Here is a 16,657-nt window from a genome sequence, read left to right as displayed (position 1 = left end):
AAATATCTTGTGGTTCGTTTGATCAAAAATCAACTTAAAGCCTTACCAAATAAGGCTTTAAGTTGATTTCGCTAGATGATTTTGCAAATTATCAAAATTCTGATGTTAAAGTTACGCATTTTGGGTTAGAATAACAAAGCCTTTCGGGGGTGTGGCGGAATGGTAGACGCTACGGACTTAAAATCCGTTGACCGCAAGGTCGTAAGGGTTCAAGTCCCTTCACCCCCACTTTATGACTTTACAAAAAAGCCCTGCACTAAGCAGGGCTTTTTACGTTTAACGTCAGTTTGGGTGAAGCTGACAAATTTTCAAAACCCTATTCTCAGTAAAAGCCTTGCTAAGCAAGGCTTTTACTGAGAATAGGGTTTGCGTAGCAAACCCTATTCTCAAAATTATCTCGAACTCGCGTTACGTTTAGGCGGGAACTGCTGCCATTTTTGTTGTGCCGAGAGATTCCATAATCAACTCAGCGAGATCGTTGATAAAGATTGGGTGGCTATTTAAAGCAGGAACGCGATCAAAATTATGAATACCTGCTTCTTCGGCAACTTCACGATATTCAATATCAATCTCTTGTAAGGTCTCAATATGTTCAGAAACAAAACTGATGGGAACAACTAAGAGATCCTTAATGCCGCGTTTAGCAAGATTGTGAATTGCTTCTTCGGTATAGGGTTGCAACCATTCCACAGGACCAACACGACTTTGATAGGCGAGGGTATGGGCATTGTAGCGATGATAATCACGACGGATTGCTTTCATGATGGCATCGACACAATTTTCCATTTCCGATTGATAGGGATCATTGTATTCGGTGACATATTTTACGGGTACACCGTGAGCACTGAAGAAGATATGCACATTCTCAGGATCAGCAAAGCTTTGTAACTTAGCATCGATCAACTCATTCATGGCACGAATGTAGCCAGCGCGATCGTACCAAGATTGGATCGTGATGCGCTCGATCGCTTGTAGTTCAGGATCATTTTCCCAGAGTTCATCGAGTTGCTTAATGCTAGAGCCACTGGTGCTGATCGAGTATTGAGGATATAGAGGCAATACCACAAGGCGAGTAATGCCATCCTGTTTAATTTTAGCGATTGCTTCAGTAGTGTAGGGATGCCAGTAGCGCATACCGACATACACCTTTGCCTCAATCCCATTACGCTGCAAGACATTTTCGATATTTTCGCCTTGCTCTTCGGTGATTTGTCGTAGGGGTGAACCACCACCAATCATGCGGTAATTTTCTTGACTAATGGGAGCGCGACTAGCAGCTATTAAGGAAGCGATCGGCTTTTGTAAGAAGGGAATCGGTAGGCGAATAATTTCTGGATCGGCGAACAGGTTATACAAGAAAAGGTAGACATCATCTAACTTCTCAGGACCTCCTAAATTTAACAGTAGTACTCCAACACGACCAGACATAAAACAGTTTCCTAAATTTGATGATTTATAAATTTTTGCGATTTGGCAGAAACACAACCAATGGATGTATCTCTGTCGTTTTAATGTAAATAATGCGAATAAATAAGTTTTGAAAAAATATATGGAATTTATTAAATGAAGTTGTAAAGCTTTTTTAACTTTAAACTCTCTCTAAATCTTAGTCTAAGTTATATATAACTATAGGCTTTTGTTTTGAGGTTCATTGACAAAAGCAGAGTAGTGGAAATCACTACCCTGCTCTTATTTCCTGTCTAGCCATTGTTTGACACAGGCTTCTAACAAATCAATATCTAAAGGCTTTGTCAGATAATCATCACAACCCGATGCGATCGCCGATTCTTTATCACCTTTCATCGCATGAGCAGTTACCGCCACGATCGGAATATTTGATGTGCGATCGCTAGCTTTGAGTTGTCTCGCAATTTCCCAGCCATCGATTTCTGGCAAAGATAGATCAAGCAAAATTAGATCGGGGTGATTTTTTCCCAGCCAATCTAACGCCGCTTGACCATCTTGGATACAGGTGACGTTATAGCCTGAATCTTGAAACACCTGCTCCACCAAAACTTGGTTGTCAGGGGCATCTTCGACCACTAAAATTAGCGGCGGGCTGTTAGGTGCGGGCATAGGTGCTAAGCGGTTCTTTGATGAACTTAATATATAGATGTTTAAAGGTTGATCGTACTACTCTAGGTAACTCAAAATCGATCGCCATCATTGTTGTAGGTAATTGCCAGTCAGGGATTTGTAACTGCTCGATCTGATCACCAACAATGTCAATAGCATCTAGATCGCTGCATAGTCCTGTACGGATCGAGGCGGCAACCGTTGGCACATCGAGGGGATTTACACCAAGAATCTCTACCATAACGCGATCGAGGGCAAAAACATCACGGGAAGCTGCTAAAACCCCCAACTCTTTTGGCTCTCCAGCACTAGGTCCATTGCCCTCATGTCCGACAATACCATCGATGATCGTCAGTTCAGGATTAATTGTACGTGCTGTCTCAATTAACATTTGTGCGAAACGATTCACATCCTTACCTGCTTCCATATGCCACCAAGCTTTCATTTTCCCCGGTACACATCCAAAAAGATTTTTCACACCAAGGGTAAGGGTGAGTTGCATATGCGATTTTACTTTGGGCAAATTGATCACCACATCCGCATCCATCGCTTCTTTACTCAGACGGAGATTATGTAGTTCTCCTTCCCCGTCCGTTTCGTAGCGCTTGCCATGAAACTCTACGATGGGAATTCCTAGTTCTTCCGCAAGGGGTAATAAACCATTAGCTTTAGCAATTCCTTTGACACTACCAAAGGCAGGGCTATCACCTAAAAATGGTCTACCACCAGCATCGATCACCATCTTGGCAACACAATATACCAATTCAGGTCGGGTGGTGCATTCTTTGGTAGGACGTGAGCCTGTAAGTAAATTGGGCTTGAGGAGAACGCGATCGCCTGCTTTGACGATGCTGGACATACCTCCTAGGGGTGCAAGTACAGCCTCTAGAGACTGCATAAGCGATGCAATTTCATAGCTAGAGGTATGTAAAAGACTAACAGTTGGTTTCATGAAGATTTCTAGAAGGTTGTTGGTCAGCGAATTGCTTAGAATTACTTAAAAATATAGCCTAAAACCCAGATTGTTATGCCGACTGCTATTCTGGCATCACAACAATTTGGGGTAGTCCTAAAAAAATGGTAAGGATGGGCGGTGCGAAGCGCCGCCCATCCTTACCATTGGTATTTACTCTCTACTAAGGAGGGTTTTAAGACGAATACTCTCTAGTTCTAAGACCTTTAGGGCTAAACTATGATCGCGCTCCATGAGGTCATCAAAGGTATCAACAGGAATTGCCAAAACTCTAGTTGGTGAAGACTTTGCCGTGATCGTACCTGTCAAATTAGTATGGGTTAACACTTCTAATTCATCTAAAACTTTCCCTGATACAAGATTTGAGATTGTTTCGGATTGATCGGCACGGATGATCCTAATTTCCACATTGCCCTCAATTAGCAGTAGCAACTCTCGACAAGTATCACCAACCTCAGTAATATGTTCATTCTCTAGGTACGATTTGACATAGGCGCGATCGCTTAACTCAATCAAAATTTCATTGTCGAGAGAATGGAAAAAGTCACTATTGAATAGATATACCACTCGTTCTAATTTCTCAAAATTCGCCAAAGGCAAGGAGTGCGTACTCTTGAGAATTAAGGTGATCATCTCTTGAACTAAGCGATGCTGGCTTTCGATTTCAACCGCAGCAACTCGACTCGCCGCAAAATCTAAAATCTGCAATAAATACAAGCTTACGGCTTGAATTAAAGGGTTTGGTTCTTGTAGCAGATCCGTTAGGGTATCAACCACCTCAGAAACTGCGATCGCCACTGAGCAAGTCATATTTTCTGAGGATAGCCTCAGTAAGTTAATCTGGGTTGATGGAATTTTATGAAACCAAACAGAGTTGGGTTCTTCGAGGATATCTCCCAAAACCGTAGGCGAGAGCTTACCCAAATTACTGGCAATCTCATTACCTTCAGAGGTATTGAGACTAGAGATCGCCTCTAGCAACGCTAATACCAAAATTCTCTTTTTACGGGAGATAGCTTCTAGTAATAGTGAGACGGCAGGACGATGTTCTAAGAGGCAAGGTTGATTGAGGTTGTGGTAAGACTGTAATAGCTGGGCAAGGCGATCGAGATAGAAATAGGACTTTTGCTTTAGAGACGCATCGTGATCAAAACCTTGGGTAATTTCTTGCTCCTCCGTAGGCGTGATATTATAGGTTTGAGCCAATTGCTGTGAGGCAGTATTGGTATCTAGATTTTGGAGATAAACCAAGCGCTCAAGAGCCTTGCGATAGCCCGAAATGCGGACTAAGTTCTCAAGGTTACGTTGTCGATTAGGGTCGAGGAGTTGAGGATCTTCCACACCTAACTCTTCGAGGAGATTACGGTGTTCGGTATCGGAAATATCTAACTCTGTGCGTAATTGCCTTAACAGTTCCAAACTACTAGCAGAATTGGTATAACCCTCTTCCAAGGATTCGCGCAGTACCCCTTTATAGGCTTCATAGCGCTTTTGCTTGGTAAATCCTGGCAAAACCTTTGCCAACACATAGACTTCATGGGGATTGAGATCATCCACATCGCGATCGCTAAAGTATTGGTTAAGGGGGAAATTCATCTTCAATAACTGCTTGCGGAATCTACCTGCCAATCCTTCCCTTGCATAGAGTTCAGGATCACGCTTGAGGGTACGAGCTAGCCACAAAGTACTGACTAAGACCACCAATACATCAATGGTTTCTTGGAAAAAGTTGGGTAGTAGGCGAATGAAAGGACGACCACCAAAAATAAAAAATAGATTGAAAGCAATAAAAGTAGTGACGCTAAATAAGTGATGGCGAATCTGTAAATTAGAAGTTTTTTGTTTAGAGAAAAGGAGATAGGAACGATAAAGACGTTCGCTCAGAGTGCCAAAGATATAGCCCAGTCCTGTAAATAAGCCCAAGGTTAGCGGTACGGCTAAAATTTTGGGAATAGGAATCGCTTGATTGTACAGATAAAATCCAGAGGATAGTAATTGTTGAATGGAGTTGCCCTCCATCGCCCAAGCCCCTGAAAAGTAGTAGTCCCAACTGCCTGCATAGAGGTAGTAATAAAAGAAATAGCCCACTACTAACCCTAGATAGCAGTAGTAAAGAAATTGAGTTTCAGACTTCTCAATACCATCCCAATAGGAACGCTCAGAATCGATATCGATACAGGGATTTTGGCAGGCAACACAAGCACTCTGCTCTTTGCCTTCATTGGTAATCGTGCGACACATTGATTGAGTAATTGGCACTTCGCTCATATGAGCCTTAGTCCCCAAGAGAGAGGATGGTTCCGCATAGATTTTCTGGACAGGAGCCATCGGACAGAAGTAATTACACCAAGTCTTACCGCCATAGAGATAGCCGACGGTGATAGCTGCGGCGATCGTCATCAGTAGCCATAAACCTAGAGCGATCGCATTGCCATTAATAAACAAAATCCGACTACATAAACCCACAAATAGCAGTCCAAACTGAAGGTATAGATAGTTTTTGCCTAGCCAAGAATCCTTTTTGACTTTGGGAATTTCATAACGAACTTTCCCTGTTTTGCTATCAGTTCTTTTGATTTGTCTTTGCCATCCTAAAGCGCGAGGAATTTGCGATAGGAAGGATAAAGGACAGATCCGCCGCCATAGCTCATGCCCAAATACCAATAAGATAAAAATAGCGCTAGGTACAATTATGCCCCAAAATATTGGTGCGCCAAGGGGATAGGGTTGCAATTCCAAACAAGAATTTTGGACAGATATGCAATCTTCGGGCTTGATGCGAAAAGGACTCCAAGTTTGATTTGGAGTTGTAATTAAAGGAGAAATCGGATCATAAAAGAGGGAAGCTATGAGAAGTAACCAAGCACAAGTTAATACCCAACGTACTTTTCGTATTTGCTGCTCAGATATGTTGTAAAACATGGCTTTTGATTGTTGAGTTGACTTAGGGGATTGATTGGGCTGAATGATTAGGTTTATTTATCTATCTAATCTATGGGATTTATTGCTAAAAGCTAGATTTAGCAGGCATAGGAGCATAATTGTGGCGAAATTAGCATGGCAACTATATAGAACAACCTATAGTTCACCTTAGCAAGAAAATACATAGATTAAAACTTATCTTTATTATAAGAATAATAGACTTTACTCTATTTGCTCTTCACTCTAAGATACCAATAGAGATAAATCAATCGTTCTTGCGAATCACTTAATAAGTTATGTCTAATTTAAAAAACAACATTTCACGGCGACGATTTATAGCTACGGCTGGAGCTACAGCTCTTAGTTCGGTACTTCTTAAAGGATGTCTAGGCAACCCTCCCGAGGATACCCCAACTATAAGTTCTGCTAATGCTACTAAAATTAACCTGCCCCCTGAACAAGTTCCTGAAACTACAAAAGTCAGACTAGGCTACCTACCCATTATCGAAGCAGCACCATTAATTATTGCTAAAGAGAAGGGATTCTTTGCGAAATATGGCATGACCGATGTAGAAATCTCCAAGCAAGCCAACTGGGGCGCAGCGAGAGATAACGTCAAAATTGGATCCTCTGCAGGTGGTATCGATGGTGGTCAATGGCAAATGCCAATGCCCTATTTGATTTCCGAAGGAATTATCACCGATAACCTCAAAATCCCTATGTATGTACTGTTGCAGTTAAATACACAGGGTAATGCGATCGCTGTGGCAGGTAAGCACAAAGATAAGGGCTTGACGCTGAAAATCGATAAAGCAAAAGATTTCTTTGAGAAGACTAAAGCTGAAGGCGCAAAATTCAAAGCTGCTTACACCTTCCCTAAAGCAAATCAAGAGTTCTGGATTCGCTACTGGTTAGCTGCCAATGGAGTCGATCCTGATACAGATATCGAATTGTTGACTGTTCCTGCGGCACAAACCGTAGCCAATATGAAAACTGGCACAATGGATGCCTTCAGCACAGGCGACCCTTGGCCCTATCGCATCGTTAAAGAGAAGATTGGCTTCATTCCTGCTCTCACTGCCGAAATTTGGAAGGGACATCCTGAAGAATATTTGGCGATGCGTGCAGACTGGGTAGATAAGAACCCTAAGGCAACCAAGGCTTTGCTTAAAGCAATTATGGAAGCTCAGCAATGGTGCGACAACTTCGACAATCGCAAAGAACTTGTCCAAATTGTTGCCACCAAAAACTATTTTGGCGTTGCTCCTGAGATCCTTGAAGATCCCATGATGGGCAAGTACGACATGGGCGATGGTCGCATTATCGATGACAAGAGCATGGCTCCTCTCTACTGGAAAGATGCGAAAGGAAATGTCTCTTATCCCTATCAAAGTCATGACCTTTGGTTCCTGACCGAGAGCGTGCGTTGGGGCTTCTTACCCAAATCAGCACTAGCCACCGCTAAGGATTTGATTAAAAAGGTCAACCGTGAGGATCTTTGGCGGGAAGCTGCTAAGGAAGCAGGTTTCCCTGATATTCCCGCTAGCACCTCTCGCGGTATTGAGGAATTCTTTGATGGTGTAAAGTTCGACCCCGAAAATCCTCAAGCCTATCTCGATAGCCTAAAGATCAAGAAGGCTTAGGCTTATGAGCCTTCAAATAGATCTAGATCTTTAGATCTAGATCTACAAACAAATTAAAAAATATTGTGTGAGGAAAATTAACCGTGAAAATTCATCCCAGTAAACTTGGATTGCTTCTACTCAGCTTGCCTTTATCTTTGGGGGCGATGTCGCTATCAGCGGAGGCAAATCCTGCTAACTCTTCAACAGTTAAATTAACTGAAACAACAGCTTCTATTCCTCCAGTTTCTAATGAAACTCAACTGAAGTCGATCGCTACAGATCCCATTGCTCAGAATGTAACCTCTGTTTCTCAACTATCAGATGTGCGTCCTACGGATTGGGCTTTTACCGCATTACAATCGCTAGTTGAGCGCTATGGCTGCATCGCAGGCTATCCCGATCGCACATTTCGTGGCAAACAAGCGACCTCCCGCTATGAGTTTGCGGCTGGTTTAAATACTTGTCTTGATAAAATCAATGAGATTATTTCGGCGGGATTAGCTGACAAGGTTAGCAAAGAAGACCTCGCAACTTTACAAAAGCTTCAAGAGGAATTTGCCGCCGAACTCGCAACCCTCCGTGGTCGAGTTGATGCCCTTGATGCGAAAACTGCCAAACTAGAAGCGCAACAGTTCTCCACTACAACTAAACTAAGTGGCGAAGCAATTTTCAGTGTATCGGGCGCAACAGGAGCAAATCCTACTGGTGGCACAAATACCAACATTGTTTTTAATAACCGTGTACGCCTAAATTTATTGACCAGTTTCTCTGGAAAAGACCTGTTGATTACTGGATTACAAGCGAGCAATATCAACAGTCTTGCTGTACCTTTAGGCTATGCCTCCGACCCTAATACCGGTAGTTCCAATGTCCGATTGGGATTTGAGAATCAATTCCTCAATTTCAATCCATCTAACTCTAATACAGCAGCCGCCAACTCGGTCAATCTGTACAAGCTTCTCTACATTTTTCCAGTTGCGGATAAGTTGACTTTATTTGCAGGTTCTAACGCCGAAGTTTCCGATGCTTTCCCAGCGATTAGCCCTTTTGCTAGTGAAGGTCAAGGCTCTATCTCCCGTTTTGGTCAAGGTTTAAATGCTGCGACCCGTGTATCTGGAGGTACATCTGGTACTGGGCTAGCTGCTGCCGTTGGTTTCATCTGGACTCCTTCTGATAAGGTTGATTTTCGAGCTTTATACGGCAGTGTTAACTCTGCGATCGCGACTAACAGCCCCACTACTTTGCTGGGTGCAGGCTTCTTTGGTGGTAGCACCATTGCGGCTGCTCAATTAACCCTCAAGCCCACTTCCAATCTTGATATCGGTCTTAACTATGCCAATAGCTACCACCAGATCAATATCTTGGGAACTGGCTTAGCTTCCGCAGACATTGGAGCAATTAATGGAGGCGTATTAGCTGACCCAATCAAATTGAATTCTATTGGTTCGACTTTGACATGGCGGATTACTCCCAAGATTGCTTTTAACCTATCTGGCGCATGGATCTTTTCCAATCTTACTAATAAGGATGCTTCCACTACCTTTACTAGTTGGATGACAGGATTCCATTTCAGTGATGTCTTTAAGGAAGGCAACACGGCTGGCATTCTCTTTGGACAGCCTCTAGCACGTAATGCAGTTGGTGGTATTGCCACTATTCCAACTGGAGCTACTGCAACTCCATACCATTTAGAAGGTTATTTCAATTTTAAATTGTCCAAAAATATCAGCATTACCCCAGGGGTGTTCTTTGTGTTTAATCCCGAAGGTATCAATAATGCACCTACAGCAACGGTTGGTGTAGTTCGGACAACATTCACATTCTAAGACTTTTTATCTTTGACGGTTTATAAGCTATCTCGAATAGTTTATAAACCGTGATTACGAAGACTAAATTTAATTAATTATCAACATAGAGTAGGAGCAGCAAGTTTATGGCAGCAAGTATTGGTAATCGTAACAGTAGCTTTGGGCGATCGCTATCGAAGTTTTGGGAAAAGAATGCTCAGAATTGGGCGCTCCCAATTGTTGGGATTCTCGGATTTTTAATTGTTTGGCAACTTCTTTCTAGCATTGGTTTGATCAAGTTGCCCGGACCTTGGAATATCATGGCTGAAAAGTCCACTCGTAACCTGTTGCTTTATCCTTTCTTCGATCGCGGTGGTACAGACAAAGGACTATTCTGGCAGACTCTCGCTAGCTTTGAGCGTGTTGCCAAGGGCTACTCACTTGCAGCGATCGTCGGTATTAGTGTCGGGATTCTAGTTGGTACTAATGCGGTTATTGATAAAGCACTCGATCCATTATTCCAATTTTTGCGAACAGTGCCACCTTTGGCATGGGTTCCGATCGCACTTGCTGCTCTCCGTCAAAATGAACCTGCTGCATTGTTCGTTATCTTCATCACTGCTGTTTGGCCGATCCTATTAAATACTGCCGTTGGTGTTAAGCAAATCCCCCAAGACTATCGCAACGTTTCGCGAGTGCTGCAACTGTCTAAGCAAAAGTATTTCTTCAAGATTTTGATTCCTTCTGCACTTCCCTATATCTTCACAGGTTTACGCATTTCCATCGGTCTCGCATGGCTCGCAATTATTGCTGCGGAAATCATCATGTCAGGTATTGTCGGTATCGGTTTCTTCATCTGGAACTCCTACACCAATGACAAGGTGGGCGAAGTTATCTTGGCTCTGGTTTACATCGGTGCTGTGGGCTTGATTCTCGATCGCGCTGTAGCATGGCTCCAAAATGTGATCTTGCCTGAAGAACAGAAGTAGGGGTTGAGCATTGGCGCGATTATTTCCAAAATTCACCACAAAAACTGTATCGCCAATGCTCAGACCTTTATGCCATCCACCAATGAATTATTGCTGCGGCTTGGAAGTTATCGGTGGATGGTCAAGGTTAAGGGCAAAGCATTTAACGATTCAAAGTTGTCTGTAATTTCAGAAGTTGTGGCGTTAATGCTTTGCCCCTACGAATTTTTACAAATTGTGATGGTTATATCTGGAGAATTTTAAAATGCAGGATTTTGTTTTAGTTGATCAGGTAGAGAGAACATTTCCCTTGGGTGGCGGAAAAGAATATATTGCCCTTAAAGGAATTGACCTCCAAATAAAGAAAGGTGAATTTATTTCTCTGATCGGTCACTCTGGTTGTGGCAAGTCAACCTTGCTCAATATGATTGCAGGGCTAGACTTACCCACTGGCGGTGTAGTCATGCTCGAAGATGAGCGTGTATCTCGTCCCGGCCCCGATCGCATGGTGGTATTCCAAAACTATTCGCTCTTGCCTTGGCTATCGGTGCGCGAAAATGTGGCTCTTGCCGTTGACGAAGTGCTTTCCCATTTGCCCAAGGGTGAGCGTCATGATCTAGTTGAGCGCTATGTAAATATGGTGGGACTTGCCCATGCGATCGATAAGCCACCCACACAGTTATCAGGTGGAATGCGCCAACGGGTAGCGATCGCCCGCGCCTTAGCAGTCCGTCCCAAACTCTTGCTCCTTGATGAACCCTTTGGCGCTTTGGATGCACTGACTCGCGGTAATCTGCAAGAAAAGTTGATGCAGATCTGTAATGAAGACCAGATCACAGCCGTAATGGTTACCCACGATGTTGATGAAGCGGTATTACTGAGCGATCGCATTGTGATGTTGACCAATGGTCCCGCCTCGAAAATTGGCGGCATTTTGGAAGTTGACATTCCCCGTCCCCGTCAGCGCATGGAAGCAGTTAACCATCCTAGTTACTACAGTCTCCGTAGCGAAATTATCTATTTCTTGAACCAACAAAAGCGCGTCAAGAAACTAAATGCCCGTAAGGTTGCCACTGTTGCTCGTCACGGATTAGAAAAAGTCAACTTAGAGATCGGCTTCGTTCCCTTAACTGCCTGTGCGCCGATCGCTGTCGCTAAGGAAAAAGGCTTCTTTGAGAAGCATGGACTCGATGAAGTTTCCCTTGTTCGTGAAACCAGTTGGCGTGGTATTGTCGATGGGATTTCGGGTGGATATCTCGATGCGGCGCAAATGCCTTCAGGTCTACCAATGTGGCTCACCCTCGGTGGTGCTGGCGCTTGCAAGCCCATCGTCACTGCTCTAACCATGACCCGTAATGGTAACGCAATTACCCTCGATAAGCATTTCTATGATCGCGGCATTCATACCCTCGCTGATTTCAAAGCGATGTTGCAAAATACTCGCGATCGTCAACACCGCATGGGCGTAGTCCATCCTTCATCGATGCATAATCTGCTGCTCCGTTATTGGCTAGCCGCAGGTGGCATCGACCCCGATCTCGATGTGGAACTAAAAACCATTCCTCCTGCACAGATGGTAGTTGACCTTAAAGCAGGTAGTATCGATGGATTCTGTGTTGGTGAACCTTGGAACTTCCGTGCTGCTATGGAAAATATCGGATTCACCGTTGCCACTGACCTCGAAATTTGGAATGGTCACCCCGGAAAAGTTCTTGGTGTGCGCGAAGACTGGGCAAACGCCTATCCGAACACCCACATCGCTCTCGTTAAGGCACTGCTAGAAGCTTGCATGTACTGCGCTGATCCCAATAATGCTGAAGAGATCCGCCAGATTCTCTCCCGTCGCGCCTATGTCAGCACTAATGTTAATTACATCCACTTGGGCAACCCTGATGATGTTACCTGTGCGATCGACACCCCCATGCGCGAACCTGCTCACCACCAGTTCTATGGTGCTGGTGTTAACCGTCCGAGCCGTTCTGAGCATCTCTGGCACATTACCCAGATGGCGCGTTGGGGTGATGTTCCCTTCCCTCGTAACTGGGTAGAAGTATTAGAGAAAACCTGTCGCGTTGGCGTATTCAGCACTGCTGCTCGTGAACTTGGTCTAACGGACATCACTTACAGCCGCAATGCGATTCAACTCTTTGATGATATTCCCTTTAATGCTGAAGATCCCATTGGCTATCTCAATCATCTAGACATTAAGCGCAATATCACCATGGCAGAAATTGCGATGGAATCAGTACGAATGGTTGCTTAGCCATCACCCCCTAGCCCCTCTCCCATAGGAGAGGGGGAGTAAGAAAGTTTTAGACATTTATTACAGAAAACTATGACCCAAACAACTCTTGACAAAAGCACAATCGCTACGATTCCACCCCAAGAATCTTTCCTTCGTATTGAAAACGTTTCTAAAATCTATCCTACGCCTAAGGGTGAATATGTCGTTCTGAAAGATGTAAACCTACATATTCAAGAAGGCGAATTTATTTGCTTAATTGGTCACTCTGGCTGTGGTAAATCGACTCTTTTGAACATGGTAGGTGGTTTTTCTAAGCCATCCGTTGGGGAAGTAACGGTTAATGGCAAATTGATTACCAAACCTGGTCCCGATCGCATGGTCGTATTCCAAGGCTACGCGCTATTGCCTTGGCTAACGGTTTATGAAAATGTCATGCTTGCCGTTGACTCCGTTAATCCCAACCTCTCTAAGGGCGAGAAAAATGATATTGTCCGCCATCACCTCGCCATGGTGGGCTTGAGCGAAGCTGCGGAGAAAAAGCCCACCCAAATTTCAGGGGGGATGAAGCAACGGGTATCGATCGCCCGTGCCTTGGCAATCCGTCCTGAAGTTCTCATTCTTGATGAACCCTTTGGCGCATTGGATGCAATTACCAAAGAGGAACTGCAAGAGGAGCTATTACAAATTTGGACAGAGCATCGCTGCACGGTATTGATGATTACCCACGATATCGATGAAGCATTGTTCCTAGCTGATCGCCTAGTAATGATGACCAATGGACCTGCTGCTAACATTGGTGAAATCATGCGAATTCCTTTCCCTCGTCCACGCGATCGCGCCCAAATCATGGAAGATCCTTTATATTATGATCTCCGTAATACAGCTCTAGACTTCCTATACAACCGCTTTGCTCATGATGAGTAATCGTATTTCCTGCGCCTTCAGGCGCAGGAAATATTGTATTTACGTCTAGTGAAATTATCGGCTAACCCCATCATGCCTAATTTCGCAGCTAGCGATCACACCAAAATTTGTAGAATAGATTTTCGGTGGTGTGGCTGTGCCACACCACCGAAAATTTTTGTTTTGCCACAAGATAGTTAAAGTGATGACTGCCATCGAATTTACCGATCGCTTAGCCGTAATTGCCACCATGCACCACAAGGAATTAGCGATCGCGCCAATCTTACAAGCTTCTTTAGGGATTAAAGTTACAGTTCCACAGGATTTTAATAGCGACTTGTTTGGTACATTTACTCGCGATATTGATCGCCCTGCCAATCAAATCGAAACCGCTAAAATCAAGGCGGCGAGAGCCTTAGAAATAACTAATGCTGATTTAGCGATCGCCAGTGAAGGTAGCTTCTTCCCCCATCCAATTTTAGGCATAGCTTACAATCGAGAACTGGTTTTATTAATGGATCAGAAGCATGATTTCACCGTATATGGTGAATCCCTCTCGACAGATACAAATTTTCGCCATCAAGAGATTTCTAGCTACGAGCAAGCCTACGAATTTGCGCTCAAAATAGGCTTTCCTGATCATGCAGTTGTCTTAATGCCAGATGCTCAGACATCGGCAAAGCAGTCAATATATAAGGGAATTAATTCGATAGAATTTCTCAAAGAGAATGTAATGGAATTACTGAGAACATATCCCACAATTCATATAGAAACCGATATGCGAGCGCTCTACAATCCCACCCGCATGAATAATATTGCCAAAGCGACGGAAGATCTGGTTCGCAAATTACAACAACTCTGTCCTAATTGTGATTTTGTGAATTTTGATATTGTCAAACGATTAAAAGGTTTACCCTGTGAGCTTTGTGGATTGCCAACTCAATCTATTCGCGCCCATTTATACAAATGCGATCGCTGTGAGTTTCAACAAGAGTTTATATTTCCCGATGGAAAACAATTTGCCGATCCGATGTATTGCTCCTATTGCAATCCTTGAGACTAATCAACAAGAATTGCTTTGCACTTCTTGTTGATTTTAACTATCCCCATAGCTGATTGCTCCTGTGTAGAGATATCCATAGAAAGCAGCAATAGCGATCGCGATACTAAGTCCTAATAGCCAAGTTCGGATATTTTTTGGTGCTTTACCCAAGATTTGCTCGCCCATCATCCATCCCAAATATCCTCCAAATAAAGCTCCGTAGACAGGCATATGGATAAAGTTATCATACCAACCATATTTAGCATTTGCACCTTGGCTCAAATTCCATAGAGTGCCTAATACGCTTGTAGCAAAGATTGTTCCCCATATCGCTCCCCAATAATTCCATTTTGTTCTATGAAATTTCAATGAGCGATGCACTATCACATTGACAATAAAAATCAAGCAGAAAAGAAGCGCTAAACCTACTAATAGATTTATCAAAACAGATAAAATGGCAAAACCGAACATGGCTATTTTACTTACCGATACAGAAGCGACTGAAGATTTGATCGAGAACTGATTCTGTTACCTCCTCGCCTGTGATTTCACCGATCGCACTAATGGCATCACGTAAATCAATTGTCCAAAAATCAAGCGGTAACTGATCTGTAATTGCAATTTTAACATTATCTAAAGATTGCACAACCCTGAGTAAACAAGCTTTTTGGCGTTGATTAATCGCAACATCGAGGTTCGCCGCCGCGATCGCATCCTGCTGAATACATTTAAGAATTGCTGCTTCTAAATCCTCAATACCTTGATTTTGAGAAGCTGCGGTTTTGACAATGGCAATACTCCCACTCCCTAGTCCATGATCCTGTAGGAGAGGAGCATGGGAGGTGAGAGCAAGATCTATCTTATTCATTACTAAGATCAAAGGACGATCGCTAACGATGTTATAAATCTCTTTATCTTTCTCAATCCAACCAATACTGGCATCAATCACCATTAAGACCAAATCCGCCGACTGAGCCGCTTGGCGTGATCGCTCCACACCAATTTTCTCGACGACATCCTCTGTTTCCCTAATTCCTGCCGTATCAAGAACTTGAATGGGAATACCTCCAACTACTAATTGCGAATCCACCACATCACGAGTAGTTCCTGGTAAATCTGTCACGATCGCGCGATCACTTCGGCTCCATGCATTGAGTAAACTTGATTTACCCACATTGGGACGACCAACGATGGCAACTTTTAAGCCTGTGCGTAATAGCTCACCCCGATCCGCAGTTGCTAAAATTTGTTGTGACTCCTGTGCAACCATCCCAATTTCTGTCTTTACCCATTCCACATCAAGCGGAGGTAAATCATCTTCAAAATCAATCCGCGCTTCAATTTCCGTTAAGACATTCAAACATTTACTCCGCAAATATTTAAGAGAATGCGCGAGTTTACCCCTTAGAGATGCGATCGCTGATTGAGCCGCCTGTGCAGATTTTGCACCCACCAGATCATTAATGCTTTCAGCTTGCGTTAGATCGATTCTGCCATTGAGAAAAGCGCGTAAACTAAACTCTCCTGCTTCCGCTAGTCTTGCACCATGCTCTAAACAGAGATTCAATACCTGTTGCACTGCCATAATGCCTCCATGACAGTGAAATTCCACTACATCCTCACGGGTAAAGGAACGAGGAGCCTTCATCAATAACAATAGACTTTCATCAATTGTGGCTTTGGTTAATGGATTTTTGATATAGCCATAGAGGATACGGTGGCTTTCCCACACCTGTTTACCTCTTGCATAAAAGATTTGCCTAGCGATCGCCTCTGCGCGATCACCCGATAATCTCACAATGCCCACACTTCCCTGTTGTGGGGAAATCGCCGTAGCGATCGCTGCGATCGTATCAGATAGACTCATTTAAACTTATTGATAAATAGGACTTACGCAAGTCTAACGAATTTAAGGTTCTGTGATTTAATCAAAACCCGATTTTTTGTAGTGTGACAAAGCCACACCACAAAAAATCGGGTTTTGATTGTGCCTAGGGACTTGACGAAAAAAGGTACCACCGAGTTTATATGACTTCGACTTCGCTCAGCCAACGTTGGCTGAGCGAAGTCGAAGCCGTTAGCCACTTAGCATGAGTAAATACTCATTGACAATTGA

Annotated in this window: 13 protein-coding genes and 1 tRNA gene; 8 read left to right on the top strand and 6 right to left on the bottom strand. The window is 43.6% G+C overall.

From position 1 onward, the window contains the following. Window positions 1–145 precede the first annotated feature (145 nt). Window positions 146–228: transfer RNA gene (locus HC246_RS19495), tRNA-Leu, on the top strand. 186 nt (window positions 229–414) lie between these two features. Here HC246_RS19495 and hemH read toward each other — a convergent pair. The 4 genes from hemH to HC246_RS19475 all read right to left on the bottom strand — a co-directional run bounded on the left by hemH (window position 415) and on the right by HC246_RS19475 (window position 5,971). Then, window positions 415–1,428 carry a ferrochelatase gene (gene hemH / locus HC246_RS19490; protein ID WP_169365090.1) on the bottom strand — a complete coding sequence of 338 codons (1,014 nt, stop codon included), beginning with the start codon at window positions 1,426–1,428 and terminating at the stop codon, window positions 415–417. Between the two features lie 261 nt (window positions 1,429–1,689). Beyond that, window positions 1,690–2,076 carry a response regulator gene (locus HC246_RS19485; protein ID WP_169365089.1) on the bottom strand — a complete coding sequence of 129 codons (387 nt, stop codon included), beginning with the start codon at window positions 2,074–2,076 and terminating at the stop codon, window positions 1,690–1,692. Next, a complete protein-coding gene (locus HC246_RS19480; RefSeq protein ID WP_169365088.1) occupies window positions 2,063–3,028 on the bottom strand; it encodes a DUF362 domain-containing protein in 966 nt (321 codons plus the stop codon). Before HC246_RS19480 ends, HC246_RS19485 begins: the two co-directional genes overlap by 14 nt. A 174-nt stretch (window positions 3,029–3,202) precedes the next feature. Next, the gene (locus HC246_RS19475; RefSeq protein WP_169365087.1) at window positions 3,203–5,971 is read right to left on the bottom strand and encodes a cyclic nucleotide-binding domain-containing protein; all 2,769 of its coding nucleotides are present in this window, start codon (window positions 5,969–5,971) and stop codon (window positions 3,203–3,205) included. A 296-nt stretch (window positions 5,972–6,267) separates the two neighbouring features. Between HC246_RS19475 and HC246_RS19470 the strand changes: the two genes are divergently transcribed. The 7 genes from HC246_RS19470 to HC246_RS19440 all read left to right on the top strand — a co-directional run bounded on the left by HC246_RS19470 (window position 6,268) and on the right by HC246_RS19440 (window position 14,556). Continuing rightward, a complete protein-coding gene (locus tag HC246_RS19470) occupies window positions 6,268–7,614 on the top strand; it encodes a CmpA/NrtA family ABC transporter substrate-binding protein (RefSeq protein ID WP_169365086.1) in 1,347 nt (448 codons plus the stop codon). Window positions 7,615–7,697: 83 nt separating this feature from the next. Continuing rightward, the gene (locus HC246_RS19465; RefSeq protein ID WP_169365085.1) at window positions 7,698–9,422 is read left to right on the top strand and encodes an iron uptake porin; all 1,725 of its coding nucleotides are present in this window, start codon (window positions 7,698–7,700) and stop codon (window positions 9,420–9,422) included. 107 nt (window positions 9,423–9,529) lie between these two features. Beyond that, entirely contained in the window at window positions 9,530–10,372 is an 843-nt protein-coding gene (gene ntrB, locus HC246_RS19460) for a nitrate ABC transporter permease (protein ID WP_169365084.1), read from the top strand. Between the two features lie 3 nt (window positions 10,373–10,375). After that, on the top strand, window positions 10,376–10,615 hold the full coding sequence (locus HC246_RS19455; protein ID WP_169365083.1) for a hypothetical protein: 240 nt from the start codon (window positions 10,376–10,378) through the stop codon (window positions 10,613–10,615). A gap of 1 nt (window position 10,616) precedes the next feature. After that, window positions 10,617–12,614, top strand: a complete 1,998-nt coding sequence (locus HC246_RS19450) for an ABC transporter ATP-binding/substrate-binding protein (protein WP_169365082.1) — start codon at window positions 10,617–10,619, stop codon at window positions 12,612–12,614. 72 nt (window positions 12,615–12,686) lie between these two features. Then, window positions 12,687–13,520 (top strand): nitrate ABC transporter ATP-binding protein, encoded by an 834-nt coding sequence (locus HC246_RS19445; protein ID WP_169365081.1) that lies wholly within the window; start codon window positions 12,687–12,689, stop codon window positions 13,518–13,520. A 184-nt stretch (window positions 13,521–13,704) separates the two neighbouring features. Further along, window positions 13,705–14,556, top strand: coding sequence for a DUF6671 family protein (locus HC246_RS19440; RefSeq protein ID WP_169365080.1), 852 nt, complete (start codon window positions 13,705–13,707; stop codon window positions 14,554–14,556). 39 nt (window positions 14,557–14,595) lie between these two features. Here HC246_RS19440 and HC246_RS19435 read toward each other — a convergent pair whose 3' ends face one another. Next, a complete protein-coding gene (locus HC246_RS19435; RefSeq protein WP_169365079.1) occupies window positions 14,596–14,910 on the bottom strand; it encodes a hypothetical protein in 315 nt (104 codons plus the stop codon). A 109-nt stretch (window positions 14,911–15,019) separates the two neighbouring features. Then, entirely contained in the window at window positions 15,020–16,408 is a 1,389-nt protein-coding gene (gene mnmE / locus HC246_RS19430; RefSeq protein ID WP_169365078.1) for a tRNA uridine-5-carboxymethylaminomethyl(34) synthesis GTPase MnmE, read from the bottom strand. Between the last annotated feature and the right edge of the window lie 249 nt (window positions 16,409–16,657).

It is taken from the genome of Pseudanabaena yagii GIHE-NHR1 (assembly GCF_012863495.1).
Lineage (GTDB): Bacteria > Cyanobacteriota > Cyanobacteriia > Pseudanabaenales > Pseudanabaenaceae > Pseudanabaena > Pseudanabaena yagii.
Note: the sequence above shows the minus strand (reverse complement) of the source record. Positions and strands in the feature narration are given on the sequence as shown.

Excerpts from the sequence above, each read along its gene's own strand:
- hemH (WP_169365090.1), bottom strand. The coding sequence starts at position 1,428 with ATGTCTGGTCGTGTTGGAGTACTACTGTTAAATTTAGGAGGTCCTGAG.
- HC246_RS19485 (WP_169365089.1), bottom strand. The coding sequence starts at position 2,076 with ATGCCCGCACCTAACAGCCCGCCGCTAATTTTAGTGGTCGAAGATGCC.
- HC246_RS19480 (WP_169365088.1), bottom strand. The coding sequence starts at position 3,028 with ATGAAACCAACTGTTAGTCTTTTACATACCTCTAGCTATGAAATTGCA.
- HC246_RS19475 (WP_169365087.1), bottom strand. The coding sequence starts at position 5,971 with ATGTTTTACAACATATCTGAGCAGCAAATACGAAAAGTACGTTGGGTA.
- HC246_RS19470 (WP_169365086.1), top strand. The coding sequence starts at position 6,268 with ATGTCTAATTTAAAAAACAACATTTCACGGCGACGATTTATAGCTACG.
- ntrB (WP_169365084.1), top strand. The coding sequence starts at position 9,530 with ATGGCAGCAAGTATTGGTAATCGTAACAGTAGCTTTGGGCGATCGCTA.
- HC246_RS19450 (WP_169365082.1), top strand. The coding sequence starts at position 10,617 with ATGCAGGATTTTGTTTTAGTTGATCAGGTAGAGAGAACATTTCCCTTG.
- HC246_RS19445 (WP_169365081.1), top strand. The coding sequence starts at position 12,687 with ATGACCCAAACAACTCTTGACAAAAGCACAATCGCTACGATTCCACCC.
- HC246_RS19440 (WP_169365080.1), top strand. The coding sequence starts at position 13,705 with ATGACTGCCATCGAATTTACCGATCGCTTAGCCGTAATTGCCACCATG.
- mnmE (WP_169365078.1), bottom strand. The coding sequence starts at position 16,408 with ATGAGTCTATCTGATACGATCGCAGCGATCGCTACGGCGATTTCCCCA.